18 protein-coding genes and 1 other RNA gene are annotated in these 16,613 nt (G+C 64.2%); 8 read left to right on the top strand and 11 right to left on the bottom strand.

What is annotated here, in order from left to right; genetic code table 11:
* Positions 1–120: 120 nt before the first annotated feature.
* Positions 121–1,128: a cell division protein FtsZ gene (locus MHAR_RS12100; protein WP_014587905.1), complete on the top strand. Its 1,008-nt coding sequence runs from the start codon at positions 121–123 to the stop codon at positions 1,126–1,128.
* Between the two features lie 32 nt (positions 1,129–1,160).
* On the opposite strand, the gene MHAR_RS12105 is transcribed toward MHAR_RS12100, so the two are convergent.
* Together MHAR_RS12105 and MHAR_RS12110 are read right to left on the bottom strand one after the other, a co-directional pair.
* Complete coding sequence (locus MHAR_RS12105) at positions 1,161–2,435, bottom strand: UbiD family decarboxylase (protein WP_048145133.1); 1,275 nt, start codon at positions 2,433–2,435, stop codon at positions 1,161–1,163.
* Positions 2,436–2,475: 40 nt separating this feature from the next.
* A complete protein-coding gene (locus MHAR_RS12110; RefSeq protein ID WP_014587907.1) occupies positions 2,476–3,183 on the bottom strand; it encodes a DUF1614 domain-containing protein in 708 nt (235 codons plus the stop codon).
* A 167-nt stretch (positions 3,184–3,350) separates the two neighbouring features.
* On the opposite strand from MHAR_RS12110, the gene MHAR_RS12115 reads away from it, so the two are divergent.
* Entirely contained in the window at positions 3,351–4,160 is an 810-nt protein-coding gene (locus MHAR_RS12115) for an Mrp/NBP35 family ATP-binding protein (protein ID WP_014587908.1), read from the top strand.
* Positions 4,161–4,239: 79 nt separating this feature from the next.
* On the opposite strand, the gene MHAR_RS12120 is transcribed toward MHAR_RS12115, so the two are convergent.
* Positions 4,240–4,500, bottom strand: a complete 261-nt coding sequence (locus MHAR_RS12120) for a hypothetical protein (RefSeq protein ID WP_048144700.1) — start codon at positions 4,498–4,500, stop codon at positions 4,240–4,242.
* 216 nt (positions 4,501–4,716) lie between these two features.
* Positions 4,717–5,814 (bottom strand): mechanosensitive ion channel family protein, encoded by a 1,098-nt coding sequence (locus MHAR_RS12125; protein WP_014587910.1) that lies wholly within the window; start codon positions 5,812–5,814, stop codon positions 4,717–4,719.
* A 96-nt stretch (positions 5,815–5,910) separates the two neighbouring features.
* On the opposite strand from MHAR_RS12125, the gene MHAR_RS12130 reads away from it, so the two are divergent.
* Positions 5,911–6,501 (top strand): endonuclease dU, encoded by a 591-nt coding sequence (locus tag MHAR_RS12130; protein ID WP_014587911.1) that lies wholly within the window; start codon positions 5,911–5,913, stop codon positions 6,499–6,501.
* A 51-nt stretch (positions 6,502–6,552) separates the two neighbouring features.
* On the opposite strand, the gene rnpB is transcribed toward MHAR_RS12130, so the two are convergent.
* Both rnpB and MHAR_RS12135 read right to left on the bottom strand, forming a co-directional pair.
* Positions 6,553–6,868: RNase P RNA component (gene rnpB, locus MHAR_RS12685), an RNA gene on the bottom strand.
* 121 nt (positions 6,869–6,989) lie between these two features.
* On the bottom strand, positions 6,990–7,655 hold the full coding sequence (locus MHAR_RS12135) for a hypothetical protein (RefSeq protein ID WP_014587912.1): 666 nt from the start codon (positions 7,653–7,655) through the stop codon (positions 6,990–6,992).
* 398 nt (positions 7,656–8,053) lie between these two features.
* Here MHAR_RS12135 and MHAR_RS12140 point away from each other — a divergent pair, with 398 nt between their 5' ends.
* A complete protein-coding gene (locus MHAR_RS12140; RefSeq protein WP_014587913.1) occupies positions 8,054–8,707 on the top strand; it encodes a hypothetical protein in 654 nt (217 codons plus the stop codon).
* A 118-nt stretch (positions 8,708–8,825) separates the two neighbouring features.
* On the opposite strand, the gene MHAR_RS12145 is transcribed toward MHAR_RS12140, so the two are convergent.
* The gene (locus MHAR_RS12145) at positions 8,826–9,233 is read right to left on the bottom strand and encodes a hypothetical protein (protein ID WP_048144702.1); all 408 of its coding nucleotides are present in this window, start codon (positions 9,231–9,233) and stop codon (positions 8,826–8,828) included.
* A gap of 241 nt (positions 9,234–9,474) precedes the next feature.
* On the opposite strand from MHAR_RS12145, the gene cfbA reads away from it, so the two are divergent.
* From cfbA to cfbD, 3 genes are read left to right on the top strand one after another with little or no spacing between them, the layout of a single operon-like run.
* Positions 9,475–9,870 carry a sirohydrochlorin nickelochelatase gene (gene cfbA, locus MHAR_RS12150; RefSeq protein WP_048144703.1) on the top strand — a complete coding sequence of 132 codons (396 nt, stop codon included), beginning with the start codon at positions 9,475–9,477 and terminating at the stop codon, positions 9,868–9,870.
* An 8-nt stretch (positions 9,871–9,878) separates the two neighbouring features.
* Positions 9,879–11,099 (top strand): coenzyme F430 synthase, encoded by a 1,221-nt coding sequence (gene cfbE, locus MHAR_RS12155; protein ID WP_014587916.1) that lies wholly within the window; start codon positions 9,879–9,881, stop codon positions 11,097–11,099.
* A 6-nt stretch (positions 11,100–11,105) separates the two neighbouring features.
* Positions 11,106–12,209: a Ni-sirohydrochlorin a,c-diamide reductive cyclase catalytic subunit gene (cfbD, locus tag MHAR_RS12160; RefSeq protein ID WP_014587917.1), complete on the top strand. Its 1,104-nt coding sequence runs from the start codon at positions 11,106–11,108 to the stop codon at positions 12,207–12,209.
* A 49-nt stretch (positions 12,210–12,258) separates the two neighbouring features.
* Here cfbD and MHAR_RS12165 read toward each other — a convergent pair whose 3' ends face one another.
* Positions 12,259–12,525 (bottom strand): protein translocase SEC61 complex subunit gamma, encoded by a 267-nt coding sequence (locus MHAR_RS12165; protein ID WP_014587918.1) that lies wholly within the window; start codon positions 12,523–12,525, stop codon positions 12,259–12,261.
* Positions 12,526–12,661: 136 nt separating this feature from the next.
* Here MHAR_RS12165 and MHAR_RS12170 point away from each other — a divergent pair, with 136 nt between their 5' ends.
* On the top strand, positions 12,662–14,320 hold the full coding sequence (locus MHAR_RS12170; protein ID WP_014587919.1) for a Na/Pi cotransporter family protein: 1,659 nt from the start codon (positions 12,662–12,664) through the stop codon (positions 14,318–14,320).
* Here MHAR_RS12170 and MHAR_RS12175 read toward each other — a convergent pair.
* From MHAR_RS12175 to MHAR_RS12185, 3 genes are read right to left on the bottom strand one after another with little or no spacing between them, the layout of a single operon-like run.
* Positions 14,317–15,294 (bottom strand): isocitrate/isopropylmalate dehydrogenase family protein, encoded by a 978-nt coding sequence (locus MHAR_RS12175; protein ID WP_014587920.1) that lies wholly within the window; start codon positions 15,292–15,294, stop codon positions 14,317–14,319. The two genes, MHAR_RS12170 and MHAR_RS12175, sit on opposite strands and share 4 nt — an antisense overlap.
* Complete coding sequence (locus MHAR_RS12180) at positions 15,264–16,091, bottom strand: DUF7714 family protein (RefSeq protein ID WP_014587921.1); 828 nt, start codon at positions 16,089–16,091, stop codon at positions 15,264–15,266. Before MHAR_RS12180 ends, MHAR_RS12175 begins: the two co-directional genes overlap by 31 nt.
* The gene (locus MHAR_RS12185; protein WP_014587922.1) at positions 16,088–16,570 is read right to left on the bottom strand and encodes a 3-isopropylmalate dehydratase small subunit; all 483 of its coding nucleotides are present in this window, start codon (positions 16,568–16,570) and stop codon (positions 16,088–16,090) included. Before MHAR_RS12185 ends, MHAR_RS12180 begins: the two co-directional genes overlap by 4 nt.
* Positions 16,571–16,613 lie beyond the last annotated feature (43 nt).

Here is a 16,613-nt window from a genome sequence, read left to right on the forward strand (position 1 = left end):
AAGATATCCTTTTCGGAAATTCTTATTTAACATCCCGCAAACCCCATAGCCGTCGGAGATCCTCCGGGGCGGGGGCTGGGACGAAAACTCCCCTCCCCGGGGTCTTCCGGGTGGGATGATATGAATCGAGCTGCCGGAGGCGGGATCGGCGCCGATGAGGCCCCTTACTCTTACGACGGCGAGGAGTTCAGAAAGCCTCGAATCCAGGTGGTCGGCTGCGGCGAGGCCGGATCCCGAATGGTGAGGAGGCTTGAAAAGGTCGGCCCCTCGGGGGCGGATCTCCTGGAGGTTTGGGACAGCCGCCGCGGGAGGGGTCCGGGAGGAGGGGACGGCTCGGCTGTGGGGGTAGGCCCCAGAACCGATGAGGGAAAGGCCGACCTGGAGGAGGCCCTCCAGGGAGCCGACCTGGTCTTCGTCCTCGGGGGCCTGGGAGAGGGGATGAAGCCGGAGGGGGCAGCCACCGCCGTCTGCGAGATGGCGGGAAGGCTGGGGAGGACGTCGGTGGCGATCTTCACCGTTCGGCCGGAATCCCGCGAGGACGAGGAGGGGCGCCGCCCCGGCGGATCCCTGTCGGGAGGGCTGGCGGAGGCGGCAGATACCGTCATCCTCCTCGACGGCGGGCGAGTTCTGGAGGCAGCCCCGGGCCTCTCGGCGGAGGAGGCCTCCTCGGTGATGGACCAGGTGGTGGCCGAGATCCTCCGGGGAATCGTCGAGACGGTCCAGGAGACCTCCCTCATAAACCTCGACTACGCCGGCCTGAAGAACGTCGTCGGAAGCGGCGGCCTCGCCTCCGCCCTGGTCGGCGAATCGGGTTGCGAAGACGGGCCTGAGGCGGCGGTCCGGTCGGCCCTAAGAAATCCGATGCTGGAGGCGGACCTCCAGAGGGCGAAGGGCTGCATCCTCACCATAACGGGGGGGCGGGACCTCACCCTCCGGAAGGCTGCGGCGATCGCCTCCGCCCTGAAGGGGGTGCTAGGGCCAGAGGCGGAGCTGGTCTGGGGGGCGAGGTTGAAGGAGGGGCACGAGGGAAAGGTCGGCCTCCTGGCGACGATCGTCGGGGTGGAACTACCGACTGATATCCGGGAGTCCGGGACCGGTCGAGGGGTTATGGCGGCGAGGCGGGACTGAGTCCGAGAAGCCCCTCCGATCTATTTGGACCCTCAGAAGGTCCGCCCTTCCGGCAGCACTGGCCTCACCCTGAGGAACTTCTCCTCTTCCCCCAGGGTCATGGTGGCGTCGATCCCCACCTTGGTGGTGATCCCGTCGACGGACCGGGGGTCGAGGGTGCTCCCCCGGACGTTGGGGTATAAGACCATGTCCTCATCCCCCTTCACCCGGGTGGCGACGGCGTACTCCAGCTCCTCGGGGCTGTAGATATCGACGTCCTCGTCGACGACGATGACGTGCTTCAGGCTCTTGTGGGCCTCGAAGGCGGCGTCGATCACCTTCCCCGGCTCGGCCTCGCTCCTCTTCTTGATCTGGACGGCGGCGTGGAGGTAGGAGCACCCCCCCTCCGTCAGGAGGACGTTCTTCACCTCGGCGACCTCGGACGCCGCCCTGAATATGAGGGGCTCGTAGGGGACCCCCATCAGCATCTTGTGCTCGCCCCCCGAGGGGAGGAGGGCGTGGTAGATGGGAACCTCCCTCGTCATCATCTTCGATAGGTGGATCACCGGCTCCATCCTCGGAAAGTCCCGGGTCCCGGTGATGTCGACGAAGGGCCCCTCGGAGGCCCTCTCGCCGTCGATGTACCCCTCGAAGGCGATCTCGGCGGAGGGGACAAAAACGCCGTTATCCAGGGCCACCAGCTCCACCGGGCTTCCAGATAGGGCGCTGGCGTACTGAAACTCCATCCCCAGGGGGACCCGGGTGCTGGCGGCGATCAGGACTAAGGGGTCGACCCCGATGACGATCCCGACGGGGAGCCTCTCCCCGGCGGCGAGAGCCTCCTGGAGGAGCATGGAGGTGTGCCTCCCGGGGACGAGCCTCGCTGCAACTCTGTCTTTGCCGAGGACCATCATCCTGTGGACGGAGGCGTTCGTCTTTCCTCCGAAGGCCGAGACGACGATCCCCGAGGTGATGTAGGGCCCACCGTCCCCCCGAAAATGGGTGAGGATCGGAAGGGCTGTGAGGTCGGGCTCGCCGACGGCCTCCATGAAGGGGGAGGAGTCCACCTCCCGGATCCAGCCCCCGGCAAGGTCGATTTCGGCGAGGGCCTTCGCCATATCCTCCCTGGGGATCCCGAGGGCCCGAGCCAGGAGGTCCCGGGTCCCCAGGAGGTTCATGCAGCACTTCTTGCCGTCGACGTTGTTGAAGAGGAGGGGGCCCGCCCCGACGGAGAGGGCCGCCGCCTCCAGGGATGGCGAGACGGGGCGGTCCACCTCCTCCAGGTGGCCGGCCTCCTGGAGGGCGTGGAGGAAACCTCGGAAGCTCATGGAGGATGAGACGCCCCCCACCGATAAAGACCTTTCCACCTCAGACGATCAGGACTGCGATGACCCCCGTCAGGAATATCCCGTCGAAGGTCCCCGCCCCCCCGATGCTCGCCACCGGGGCTCCCAGCTCCGAGATCCGGGGGAGGTTGAGGAGGTCGGCGCCGATCAGGGTTCCCAGGACCCCTCCGACGTAGGCGGTGACGAACCGCCCCTCAGGGATGGGGGATAGGACGGCCGTCAGGAGGAGGGCGGAAGCGGCCGCCGTGAGGGGCGGTATGAAGAGGGGGGTGGCGATCCCCAGCCCCCGGATCGGCCTTGCAACGGCGTGGGTCACCAGGGCTACGATCGCCGTCCCCGCCAGGGCGACGGCCGCCGCCGCCGGGTAAGATATCAACAGGTAGACGGAGACGAGGACGGGGAGGAGGGCGCCGCCGACGTTGACGGCCACCGTCGTCTCGTTCTTCACCGTCTTCACCACCGGGACCCGATAGACCATCCCGAAGGACCGGACGAAGGCCTCCTTCACCACGGGGACCTTCGACTCCAGGGTGAAGAGGGGGATGTTGATCCCGGCTCCGAGGAGGGAGGCGGCGAGGAGGAGGAGGGCGTCGGACCAGGAGAACCCCATCCTGGTGAAGGCGGTGCTGAGGGCCCCGAAGAAGAGGAGGGCGACGCTCGCCCAGAGGAGGAGGGCTAAAAGGAGGATCGCCAGGATCCCGAAGGGGAGGTAGATCATCCGGTGGTTCATGAGATCGAGTCGACCTTTCCAGGTATAACCTTTCGTCCTCGGGGAAGGAGGTGGTCCCCGTCTCCGGCGGGATGGCCCCCCGGGCAAAAGGCTCATCTAACTCAAGATAAGAGATCTCGCCTCGATAGTTCAAAAAGGTCTTGAAGGGAAGCCCAGGAGCTGATAAGATGAAAGAATCTCTCGCCGATACGATCAAGCACAGGATAATGGTGATGAGCGGGAAGGGGGGGGTCGGGAAGACGACGGTGGCCGTCAACCTCGCCCTAGGCCTCGCCCTCAGCGGTAAGGAGGTGGGGATCCTGGACGCCGACATCACGGGACCGAACGTCCCCAAGATGCTGAAGATCGAGGACGCCTTCCTGACGGGGGAGGGGGAGGACGAGACGATCCACCCCGCGGAGATCCCCATAGGCCTCGATAGCGGGATCAAGGTCGTCTCCATGGCCTTCCTGATCGGGAGGGAGAGCCCCGTCGTCTGGAGGGGGCCATTGAAGATGCAGATCCTTAAGCAGTTCATCGAGGGTGTAGCCTGGGGAGACCTCGACTACATGCTGATCGACCTGCCCCCCGGGACGGGGGATGAGCCCCTATCCATCGCCCAGCTCCTCCGCCCCGACGGGACGGTCATCGTCACCACCCCCCAGGACCTCGCCCTCATCGACGCCAGGAAGGCGATAGACATGTCTAGGTCCCTGGGGGTCCCGGTCCTGGGGATCGTCGAGAACATGAGCGGCTTCACCTGCCCCCGGTGCGGGGGGTCGATCGACCTCTTCAAGGTCGGAGGCGGGATGAGGGCGGCGGAGGAGCTCGCCGTCCCCTTCCTCGGGAGGATCGGGATCGACCCCGCCATCTGCGATAGCGGCGACCGCGGCACCCCCTTCATCCTCGCCGTCGCCTCGAAGAACGCCGAGGCCTTCGACGGGATCGTGAGGAAGATCATCGCCCGGATGGAGGGGTCGGAGGGGGAGGGGGGGTGAGGGGAGCGAGCTGCTACGTGGAGGGATATTGAGGCGGCGAAAAAAATAAGGAGGGATCGGGATTTTGCCACCGGGGTGGTCACCACTTCCCCGACTTGATGACGTTGAGGCTCTCGATGACCTTCGCCGCCGCCTCCGGGCTGAGCTTGTTCTTCTGACAGATGGCGATGGCCCTAGATATCTCTCCCTGCTCGTCGGAGCCAGACCTCTGGGATACCATCACCTCGGCGGCGGCGAACCCCTTCTCCAGGAGGGCCATCCGGACCTCCTCGAGGAGGGCCTTGTCCATGCAGAGCGGTCCGGTCCCGATCTCCCGGACCACCTCGTCCATCTTCTCCATCTCCTTCGTCTTCAGGGTCTCACCTCCAGACCTAATCCTAACTTGCCGGTCGAGATCCGGCTGACCTCGGCCCCTATAGCCCGTTCAGATCCCCATGGATCGGGGCATCGACGTCTTGGGACCCCCGACCCGGCAGCTTTTATGGATATAGGTTGGACGGGAAAACATAAAAAATTTTCGTCTTAGTGGCGAGGAGGAGGAGCTTTGGGGATGAGCCTAGGAGGCCTGATCTCCCCGGGGCCCTCCCTCCGGCGGGGCGCCCCACCCCCCTTGAAGAGCCTCCGGATTCGACAGCACCAGGTTGCGGTAGGGGTAGGGTATCTCGATCCCCTCGGCGTCGAACCGCCTCTTCACCGCCTCCCGGATCTCGCATCCGGTGGTGAAGGCGACGTCCCTTTTCGGCAGTTCCATGCTCAGCCTCAGGTTGACGGCGAAGTCCCCGAGGTCCGTGACCATCACGGTGATATCTCGATCCTTTAGGACGAGGGGGTGGCGCTTCGCCGCGTCGATGATGATCTCCCTCGCCCGATCGATATCCGCGGTGTAGCCTATCCCGAAGTCGACCCGCCAGCTTATGATGGGGTCGACGATCGACCAGTTGACGATCGGCATATTACCCATGATGCTGTTGGGGACGAAGATCCTCCGGCCGTCCCAGGTCTTGATGGTGGTGTGCCTCAGGGTCAGGTCCTCCACCTGGCAGTACTCCCCCTCGAAGTCGACGTAGTCGCCCACCCTGAAGGGGTGGAAGACGGCGAGGAATATTCCCGAGATTATGTTCGAGAGGGAGTCCTTGGCGGCGAAGCCGATGGCGAGGCCCGCGACCCCGGCCCCGGCAAGGAGGGTGACGGCGACCCTGCTGAGGACCGGTATCTGATATATGACCAGGATGGAGCCGACGATGTAGATAGCCGCCACCAGAAGCCTTCGGGTGATGGTCCTGAAGGTCATCTCGGTCTCCATGTCCATCCCCCCCTTGGCTTTCCCCCCCACCTTGGGGATGGGGGCGGTGAGGGCCCGGTCGACGACCCTGGCGGCAAGCCAGGTGAGAACCAGGATGGCCAGGATGGTCAGAAGGGTCCCGAGGAGGGAGAGGACGTCGATCCCCAGGGACGAGCTGAGGTGATCGACGACGGAGAAGACCGCTGAGGGGGCGCCGTCCCCCGTCAGCTGGACGGGGATCTCCGACGGGATACCATCGGATCCGTTGGCTCCGCTCAGGGCGGAGTCGACCTCATCGGGTCCCAGGTCGGTGGGTATGGTGTAATCGTAGAAGATCCCCTCTTCCGCCGACGTCGTCTCGTCCTCGTCCATTGAGCCGGAAAGACTGCGCCAAAGGTTAATTAAGGGTTCCGTTGGGGGGAGGGACCCTCCAAAAGGATATTGAGCCTTGAGAGACGATAAGTAGCCATGGCCGTCCACGTCAACAAGAGGGGGGTCCGGGTCCTGGGGGTGGCCGAGAGCTTCCTGAAGGCGGAGCCGAGGTCTGCCCTGGCGGGGGTGGTGATGAGGAGGGACCTGCGGATCGACGGCTTCGGCCTCGCCGAGATCACCGTCGGAGGAGACGACGCCACCGAGGGGGTCCTGGAGATAATCGAGGGTTTGGGGAGGAGGGACTTAAACCTCCTCCTCCTGAACGGATCGGTGGTCAGCTGGTTCAACGTCCTCGATCTCGACCTCCTCCACCAGGAGACGGACCTTCCGGTGATAAGCCTCACCTACCAGGAGTCGGAGGGGATCGAGGGTTACATCCGGGGGTACTTCTCCGATCCCGAGGAGAAGATCGCCCGGTACCGGAGGCTGGGGCCCCGGAGGGCCGTCAGGCTGAAGACGGGGTACGAGGTCTATGCCAGGTCCCTCGGGGCGACGGCGGAGGAGACGACGGGCCTCCTCAACTCCTTCACCCTGGAGGGGAGGGTCCCCGAGCCCCTCCGGGTGGCGAGGCTCCTGGCGAGGAGGCTCCTCAGGAGAGGCTCCGGTGGAGGCCGTCGGCCCCCATGAAGGATGGATAAAAAGGTCATCGGTCCGGCGGAGCCGGAGTTTTGGGGGCGCGAGTCTGGAGAGTAAGCCCCCTTCTGTTCGTGCCTTCCGGCATTGGCGGCATTCAGCTCAGCGCCATACCCGGGCGTTGGCTGGACTCCATCGATCGCCCTTATTTTGGCTTGCACCCGCAGGGTTTCGCCGTTTCATCTGCCCCCCTCGCGACCTCAGCCTTTCGGCATCATGGCGTTGGCGAGGTGCAGTCTCGTTTCTGTGCCAGAGCCAGAGCTCTCGCCCTACACCAGAGAGAGGTGTCTGCGTGTCCAGAGGTGGGGGGACTTTCCACACCGGCGAAGGGTTCGCCAGCGGCAGCCGCCCTTCCACTCTCGCGCCCGGGCCGGATAGGGGAGGAAGATATAAAAGGCTTTGTGGCGCCCCGCGGAGGGGAGACGGCGGCTAAAAAAATATGGATTGGAGCCGGCCAGGCCAGGGGCCGGCCCCCGTACCCCTCAGGGTTCCCCGAGAGCCCAGACCGAGAAGTTGTCGAAGGCGACGGTCAAGTTCCCCCCGCCACAGGCCGTCGTGCCAGCGATCAGACCTGCGTTCCCCTCGGGGAAGGATCCGTCGACGTAGTCGGCGAGCTTGACCCCGTTGGCGTAGAAGGATAAAGTCTCCCCCTGCCGCTGGACCTGGAGGAGGTTCGTCGCCTTTCCGAGCTTGATCGCCTCGGACCTCGTCCAGGGGTCGTTCCGGGTCCAGTTGCCCCCCTCCCTCTTGCTGAGCCTGAAGTAGCCGTCCCCGGAGATCATGAAGAGGTAGTAGTTGGACCAGTTCTGCCAGCCGGTCATCAGCCCGTAGACGTTGTCGTCGGGGCCGGCCGTCGGGGTCGCCTCCACCTCCACGATGGAGTCGCCGAAGGACCTGCCGGCCTGGACCCTCCACCATGAGTCGGCGGGGACGACGTTTATGATGTACTCGCCAGCCTCGTAGTAGTTGCTCTGGTTCTCCCCCCGGAGGCACCCCCAGGCCCCGCCCACCTTGCTCGTCTCAAAGTCGTCTTTGAAGAGGAGCTCCCCCTTCTGGAGCTCTGAAGCCGCCCCCACCAGGACGAAGGTGGCGGCCACCAGCAGGGCGGCGAGAATAGAGGTCTTAATTATTCTGGATGAAGATTTCACCGTTCGATCCTCCTTTAGCCATCGATAAAAAGCGGCGAAGAGCCGCATCTCACAAATCGGTTTAGACTTAAGATTATAAGTAATTATTCTATGAATCCCGCGAGGGGGCTGCAGCAGAGCCTCTTACGTCATCGAACCCGGCCCCTCCGATCCGGGGGCGGATCGGCGAAGGAGAGGCTGGGACTTCGATGGTATCGACATCTTGGGGCCTTGGGCCCCCAGCCGCTCTCCCCCGGCAGCCCAATCCGAAGGCGGGGCATGTTACCTCCGGGAGATCCCCCGCCCCTCCTCGATGCCAATTCATATAAAAAAAAGCATTCCAGATATATCAAAAAGTATTTACATCATTACGAATCGATAATTCAGATAACTTCAGGCAATAAATAGGAGGTAATGAGATGAGAGGATCTGCGACCCTGGGAGGGATCTTGGCCCTCCTTCTGCTTTTGGGATTAGCCGCCGGAGGAGAAGAGGCTGCGGAAGCTGCCGAGGTTGAAGAGACCCTGGAGGAGCTGAATGCGAGTGAGATCTACTCCCCAGAAGAGGAGGCTGAGGAGGCCGCCGACGGCGAAGATCCCTGGGCGAAGCTGACCGCCAGCGCCATCTCCACGATGGTGGAGGTGAGGGATATATCGGGAAGGTATGCCGACATCACCGAAGGCGCCTACATCAAGCTCGATGAAAATGATACCTCGCCCCATCCCTACCTGGAGGAGGAGGGGACCTACATCTGGACGATCGAGCAGCACGGCTCGATCCTCACAGGTACCATCGAGTCGTCTGATGGCGAGTCCTACCCCATCCTCGGCTCCACCATCATGGATGAGCTCTCCTTGGTCTACTTCGGGACCGGAACCGATGTCGAAACGAACGTCACTTACGAGATAGAGGGGGTCCTGGAAGGAAAGATCCTCGAGTCCGGCCAGATCGTCCTCAAAGGCATAGGCTATGAATACATCATCAAACCTGGCCTGGATCCGGAGGAGGCCGACGAATATACCTTCAACGGATACTTCGCCGAGACCACCATCCTGACGCCAATCGATGAATAGACGGGTGAGCCGGTCTTCGGCGAAAGGGCGGGGTTTGACCCTGGCCCGACCCCTGCCGAGGTCCGGACCATTTTTTAAACCATCATCTTACAGCTTCCCAGGCAATCGAAGACCAATCTCACATACCCCTCCGCCTCGCCCCGAAGTAGACCCAGGCGGCGAGGAGGAGGAGGAGGAGGCCGACGAGCCCCCAGTTGGCGAGGGAGGAGTCCGCCGCCGCCGTCCGACCCCCGTCTTCGACCGGGGCGCTGAGGTCCTCCTCGCCCCCCCCTCCGACTACCTTCCCGGAGACCACCTCCAGGTCCACCAGGTCCCTCTCCCCCCCGGCGTAGATCCTGGCGACGGTCAGGTTCAGGCCGTCGCCCCTCTCGTCGTAGTCGAAGCTCTCCCCCGTCCTCAGGATCGAGGACTTGAGGGGGACGCCATCCTCCTGGAGCTCCAGCCATACCACCCCCGTCCTCGGCTCCAAGTCCATCACCACCACCGTCAGGTTCTCGGCGAAGGTGATGCTCTCTCGCGTCGACATCAGGACCTCGGCCCCGCCGGCTGTCTGGATAACTAAAAGAACTGATGCCAGGAGATACGCTATGCGGCTCATTTCGACTTATCCCAATTGTTCTGCCCCATCGGCGCCGTCTGAAATCCCTGCCTCCGGCGGATATCCGGGGAGGTTTCGGCGGGACCCCTTTACACCGGGAAAGGATTTATTAGTTATTAACCCCATCTGGTTAATACAAATATATAAAAACGTAACATTGGTGAGATACATGGCCGACGATGTAGGGATTCTGGTTCTTGGACACGGCAGCACCAAGCCGTACAACAAAGAGATGGTGGAGAAGTGCGCGAAGATGATCGGCGACCTCCACGAAGGCCCCGTCAGGATAGCTTTTCTGAACATGGACGAGCCGAATATCGCCGCAGGCCTTGAGAGCTTCTCGGGGACGGGGGTGAAGAGGATCGTCGCCCTCCCGATCTTCCTCGCCCACGGCGTCCACACCCTGGAGGACATCCCCACGGAGCTCTCCGTCGACCCGACCCACAGGAGGGGCAAGTGCCAGCTGAACGGGACCGAGGTGGAGATCAGGTGCGCAGAGCCCCTGGGGGTGGACGAGTCCATCGCCGCCCTCGCCTATCGGAGAGCCTCAGAGGCTCTGAAGTAGCCCCCAAGGTGGCGGTCTTAGACACCATCCACGGCGCCACCCTTTTGGCAGAGAGGATGAGAGGGCGGGGGATCGAGGCGGCCGCCCTGGAGGTCTACCATGCCGCCCCCGAGGTCTCGCCCTTCGACCTGATAGTCGCCCCCGTCCACCTCCCGCCTAAGAACCCCGCCCTGACGGAGGCGAGGAGGCTGGGGAAGGAGACGATCACCCACCATCGGGCCGTGGGGGAGCTCCTCGCCGGCGACCCCGAATTCAGGCCCTTCGAGGTGACGGGGACGGTGGGCAAGACCACCACCGCCCTCATCCTCGCCCGGATCCTCTCTGCCCGGGGGACCGTCCTCTCCCACACCACCCGGGGGATCGAGGTCTGGAGGGACGGCAGGAGCCGCCTCTTGAGGTCGAAGCTGAGCATCACCCCCGCCAACGTAATCCTCGCCTGGGAGGCTGCTGCAGAGGTCGGGGCGGACGATCTCGTATCGGAGGTCTCCCTGGGGGGGACGGGGCTCGCCGAGATCGGGATCATCACCAGCTTCGCCGGAGACTACAGGATTGGAGGGGGATCACTCTGGGCCAGCACCGCCAAGCTCCAGATGATCTCCCTCTCGAAAGAGGGGTCGAAGCTGATCGCCGGGGAGGACGTGGGGATCTCGGCGGACGTCACCTTCGGCCCCGGCCCCAGGGGCCGGGTCTGGGCCTCGGACCGGGAGATCCTGGCGGGGGGCGGAGCCGCCCCCCTCCGCCTCAGCGAGGGGCTCGACCTCCAAAGCTACGCTCCGGCGATGGCGGGGGCTGCCGCCGCCGCCCTGGAGGCGGGCTTCGACCTCGAGGAGGTCGCCTCCGCCCTGGAGGGGTTTGACGGGCTCGGAGGGAGGATGAGGGTCGTCCGGGAGGACGGGGTCCTCCTCGTCGACAACTCCAACTCCGGCCTCCGGACCTCGGGGGTGGAGGCGGCCCTGGACCGCGCGGGGTGCGCTGGACGCCTCGCCCTCGTCGTCGGGGAGGAGGCGGCGACGGTCTGCGAGGGGATGGACGTCCCCGCCCTGATCGACCTCCTCCTCCGCCGCCGCCGGGAGATCGACCTCCTGATCCTGGTGGGTGAGAGGCTCGCCCCTTATGCCCCCCGCCTATCGGCCGAGACCGCCCCCGACCTCGAAGCGGCCCTCGCCAGGGCGAAGCCCCTCCTGGAGAGGGGCGATAGATTAGTTTCATGCGTCAAATGTTTCAGGTGATCTTTGATGATGGCAAGGGAAGTCCAGATACTTCATCCGAGGCCGAGCTCCATCGTGGCGGCCCTTTATACCCTCCGAGACCTGGGGGTGGACGTCGTTATAATGCACGGACCCAGCGGCTGCTGCTTCAAGCACGCCCGCCTCCTGGAGGAGGACGGAGTCAGAACCCTCACCACCGCCCTCGACGAGGCGGGGTTCGTCTTCGGGGGGCAGGAGCAGCTGACCCGCCTTCTCCGGAGGGCGACGGAGCTCTTCGATCCGAAGCTGATCGGGGTGGTGGGGACCTGCAGCAGCATGATCATCGGCGAAGACCTTCACCAGGCCGTCGTCGACGCCGATGTGGACGTCCCCGTCCTCGAGGTGGAGGTCCACGCCGGCTACCGGGACAATACCAAAGGGGTGATCATAACCCTGGAGGCGGCCCTGGAGAAGGGGATCATAGACCGGGTGGAGTTCGAGCGGCAGAGGTTCCTCCTGAAGAAGGCGACGGAGGTCGAACGGCTCCACGGGGCGGCCAGCAGCGAGTACCTCGCCCCCGAGAGGGGCGACCTGAAGTACAGGGCCGCCGAGAGGCTTTTAGATCTGATAAAAGAGGGGAAGAGGGGGATCAACGTCCTCAACGCCAAGAAGGAGACCGCCTACATGTTCGCCGACATCAACGCCGCCGTGGCTGAGGTGGCCAAGGCCCGCGGCGCCGAGGTCGCGACCCTCGCAAACCTCGACGAGGAGAAGGGGCTGGCCAAGGTGAGAAAGGACGCAAAGAACATCCTTCAGGGGCTTGAGGAGCGGGGCGTCGAGGTCGACAGGATAATCGGGGGTCTCGACGAGTACCCCATCGCCGGAGATGAGGTGGCGAGGTGGCTTACGGGCCATGAGGGCTACGACTTCGCCGTCATCACCGGCGTCCCCCATGCTATACCCATCGACGCGCTCAAGGGCATGGAGATCTTCTCCATCACCAACGGCCCCCGGCAGGTCCGGCCCCTCCGGGAGCTGGGCCACCAGCACGTAATGGTGGAGATCGACCTCCATCCCAAGACGATGGGGGTATCCACGATCGTAGAATCGGAGTTTGGAGCCACCCTCCGGGGCCTCAACGAGGTGGGATGAGGGGAGAAAGGGTCGAGGGATGGGGCTGGATGCCCCGCCTCTCTTCTCCTCAGAACGCCTTTGGAAGCTCCGTCAGGAAGACGTAGATGATGAAGCCGAGCATCCCGATGAGGGCGATCCCCAGGATCGATATCTTGGAGATCATGAGGAACTCCTCCCGGGTGGGCTTCCTCGCCAGCTTCAGCACTCTGATGTAATCCTTGTAGTCGAACTTCGGGGCGGCGATCTTCACGTTCATATCGCCCAGCCTCTCGGCCAGCTCCCCCTTGTGGCCGTTGACTTTGTTCTTGTGGTTCTTAGCTTTCTCTTCGGACATTCAGCGGGCGAAGGGGGCTTCCTGGTGAAAAAGATTTCGATCAGGGCGGCGATGCCGCCCGCCCCGAGGGCCGATCCGAAGCCGGAAAGGTTTTTAACCGACCGATCCCTGGTTGAGAGGGGTTGAGGGATCTATCATGGACTGGAGCGTCCTTTTGGTCATCGTCCCCGTCGTCGTCCTATTCCTCTACGGCATCGAGAGGTTCTCCGAGGAGGTCCGCCACGCTGCCGGTGAGCGTTTCTGGACCCTCCTCCAGAATGCTACCCGCACACCCCTCCGGGGGGCGGTGGCGGGGGCCGGCGTCTCGGCGATCACCCAGTCCAGCACCGCCACCACCGTCATCGCCGTAGGGCTCGTCAACGCCGGGGCGATCTCCTTCCTGGGGTCGATAGGCCTCGTCATCGGAGCTAACATCGGAACGACGATCACGGCCCAGCTCGTAGCCTTCAAGCTCACCGCCTTCGCCCCCCTCTTCGTCGTCGGCGGCTTCCTCCTCAGCCTCATCCGGGGGCGCTACCGGGTCTTCGGAAAGCCGATCTTCTACTTCGGCCTCGTCTTCTTCTGCCTGAACATGATCTCGGCGGAGATCGCCCCCCTCCAGGGTGACCCGGAGATCATCGCCCTCCTCTCCATGGCCGAGAACGTCCTCATCGGGATCGCGATCGGCTTCGTCATCACCAACATATTCCAGTCGAGCTCAGTGACCGCGGGCCTCGTCGTCGTCATGGCCCAGAGCGGCCTATTGACCCCGGCGGAGGCGATCCCCATCATCCTGGGGGCGAACATCGGGACGACGACGACGGGGCTCGTCGTAGCCATCAGGATGAACGCCGCCGCCAAGAGGACGGCGGCAGCCCAGTTCCTCTTCAACCTCCTGGGGGTCCTCCTGGTCCTGCCGCTCCTGGGGCCCTTCTCAGCCCTCATCGAAACCCTGGGCGGCACCTCCGCCCAGCAGGTGGCCAACGCCCATCTGATCTTCAACCTCTCGGCATCCCTGGTCTTCCTCGCCGCCATCAGGCCCTTCGGGAGGATCGTCATGAAGATCGTCCCCGAGAGGGACCCGGAGGTCGTCTTCGTCACCCGCCACCTGACCGTTCCTCTTCCCGAGGACGCCACCGCCGCCACCGCCCAGATGGAGGCGGAGGTCGTTCACATGATGGAGGTCTCCGAGGAGATCCTGGAGAAGAGCCTCGAGGTGGGGGCCGGGAGGACGGAGGCCTGCGGCAGGATCAAGCACCTCCGGGATTACGTGGAGTACCTCAACCACCAGATCATCGACGCCGTCGTCTCCATGGAAGATAGGGGTCTCTCCGTGGAGGACGCCGCCCGGATCTCGATCCTCGCCCGGACTGCCGACCTCGTCGGGTCTATGGCAGAGCAGACCGTCGGGATGGCGAGGAGGTTTGAGCAGATGAAAGAGAAGAATATGCCCCTATCCTCCGAGGCCCTCGGAGACCTCCAGGAGATGGCCACCCCCTGCCGGGAGAACCTCCAGCATCTGATGGCGACCTTCCCCGATATGCCGGCGGAGGTGGATGAGAAGATGCGCTACAACGACGAGAAGCTCCGCCAGCTCCTCAACTGGTACTATAAGATCCACATCCGGAAGGTGGCCGGAAGGGGGAGCAGCGCCGATGGGATCTTTTCAGAGGTCCTCTTCTCCCTGGAGAGGATCGGGGCGATGATCAGGGAGCTGCGGAAGACCGCCGTATCCATGAGGACGGCGGCCACCCCCTTGACGATCCCCGACATCATCACCCCGCCCGGGAACGGGGCGGCGGAGGATCCCCTCTAAACTGAGATCCTCTTCGCCACCGCCTCGGTGACCTCCTCCGTCGAGGAGCAGCCCCCCAGGTCGGGGGTGGCGATGCCGCTGGCAACGGCCCACCCCACCGCCTCCTCGATCATCCGCGCCTTCTCGGCCTCCCCGAACCACTCCAGCATCATGGCGGCGGAGCGGATGGCTCCGATGGGATTTGCGATCCCCCGGCCGGCGATGTCAGGGGCGGAGCCGTGGATCGGCTCGAAGAGGGCGTACCTATCGCCGAGGTTCGCGCTGGGGCAGAGGCCCAGGCCCCCGACGACCCCGGCGGCGACGTCGCTGAGGATGTCCCCGAAGAGGTTCGTCGTGACGATGACGTCGAACCTCTTGGGGTTCATCACCAGGTTGTAGCCGGCGGCGTCGACGAGCATATCGTCGAAGGGGAGGTCCCACCGCCGGGCCGTCTCCCGGCATATCCGCAAGAAGAGGGTGTCGCTCTTGAGGACGTTGGACTTGTGGACGATGGTGAGCCTCCCCCTCTTCGAGGCGATGGCGCAGGCCCTCTCGGCGATCCGGAGAGAGCCCCGGGAGGTGATCACCCTCAGGGTCGTCGCCTCCTCCTCGTCCAGCTTCTCGACCCCCGAGTACATCCCCTCGGTGTTCTCCCGGACGATGACGAAGTCGAGGCCCGGAGCCGAGAAGGGCCTGATGTTGGCGTAGAGGTCGAGCCCCTTCCGCAGGGCCAGGAGGACGCTCCTGTATTCGGGGTCCGGAGGGGTCGTGATGGCGCCGAATAAGACGCAGTGGCACGTCTTGATCAGTTCCAGATCTTCATCGGCCATCGCCGCCCCCGTCCTCTTCCACCGGCCGTACCCGAGCTCCACGGGGACGAGCTCCAGATCCGCCCCCGCCGCTTCCAGGACCGAGAGGGCGCCGTCGATCACCTCTGGCCCGACCCCGTCCCCTTTGACCAAAGCTACCCTCTTTTCAGCTCCTCTGCTAGACATCTTATCGCCTCCGCGATCTTCGGGGCCCCGTCCCCCCAGTGGACGACGACCCCCAATTGGCCTGTATACCTTCTGATCCCGCTCCGCTCCGACTTGCAGCACCGGGTGATGAAGGGCCCCTTCGGAGCCAGCTCGTCGTTGGAGAGGGGGCAGGTGTTCAGAAACCTGAAGTCCTTACCCGGGTACATATCCCGGAACACCTCCCTGGAGACCTCGCAGCCGACGATTAAGGGGTCGTCCACCTCGACTCTGTCTCTGTCCAGGGACCTGCCCAGCCCCGAGGCGGTGCAGGGGAAGTAGACGTCATCGCCTTCGAACCGGCTGAGGTCCAGGACCCTCTCCTTGAACTTAAGGGTCAGGTCTCCCAGAACTCCCGCCTCCACCAGCCTTCCGACGACGCTTACCAGCCACGACGGTCGGGGTGGGACGACGTCCAGGATCTCGATCTCGGTGACGGCGGCGGGGTCGGGGTCGTGGACGAAGGTGATGTGCTCGTCGGCCCCCCTGAAGATCACCGTATTCACCCTCCCCTTGCAGAGGGAGCTGGCGAGCTCGATGAGCATCGCCCGGTTCCTGGTGTCCACCGTCTCAGGGTAGACCAGGATCGTGTCCCCGCTGGCGATCGGCTCCATCGACCTCACCGGCCGCATAAATCCCACGCCAGCCCGAGCTTCCACCCGGTATATTGTGATCTCGTCCCCAAAGTGGATCAGATACCTGGTGGAGAAGTAGATGGGGTCGCCGGGCCTCGCCTCCCTCGCCGCTCCAACGTACTTGTAATCCTCAGGGAATATCAAAGCGCTCCTTCCTTCTCCTTTCTCCGGTGGGCCACAAGCCCCCCGTCCTGGAGGATTTCGAGGAGAAAGTCGGGGATCTTCGTTCCCAGAGACGTCCTCCCCCCGACGGTCACCTTCCCCGCGGCGAGGTCCACCTCCACCACCTCTCCCTGCCGGGCGACGACGGCCGCCTCCACCACCGGCAGGCCCACGTTTATGGCGTTCCGATAGAATATCCGGGCGAAGGACTTCGCCACCACGCAGGCCACCCCCGCCTCCCGGAGGGCCAGAGGCGCCTGCTCCCGGGAGGAGCCGCAGCCGAAGTTCTTCCCGGCGACGATGACGTCCCCCGGCCGCACCTGCTTCGCAAACTCCGGGTCCAGCCCCTCCATGGCGTGGCAGGCGAGCTCCCGGACGTCCTTGGTCCTGAGGTAAGGGCCGGGGATTATTACGTCGGTGTCGACGTCGTCCCCATAGACCCACGCCTTTCCCCTGATCATGGGCGAGAGTTAGATCTGCAACGGTATATGGCTTTCCTCTGAA

Origin of the sequence: Methanothrix harundinacea 6Ac, from assembly GCF_000235565.1 — an archaeon.
Classification (GTDB): Archaea; Halobacteriota; Methanosarcinia; order Methanotrichales; family Methanotrichaceae; genus Methanocrinis; species Methanocrinis harundinaceus.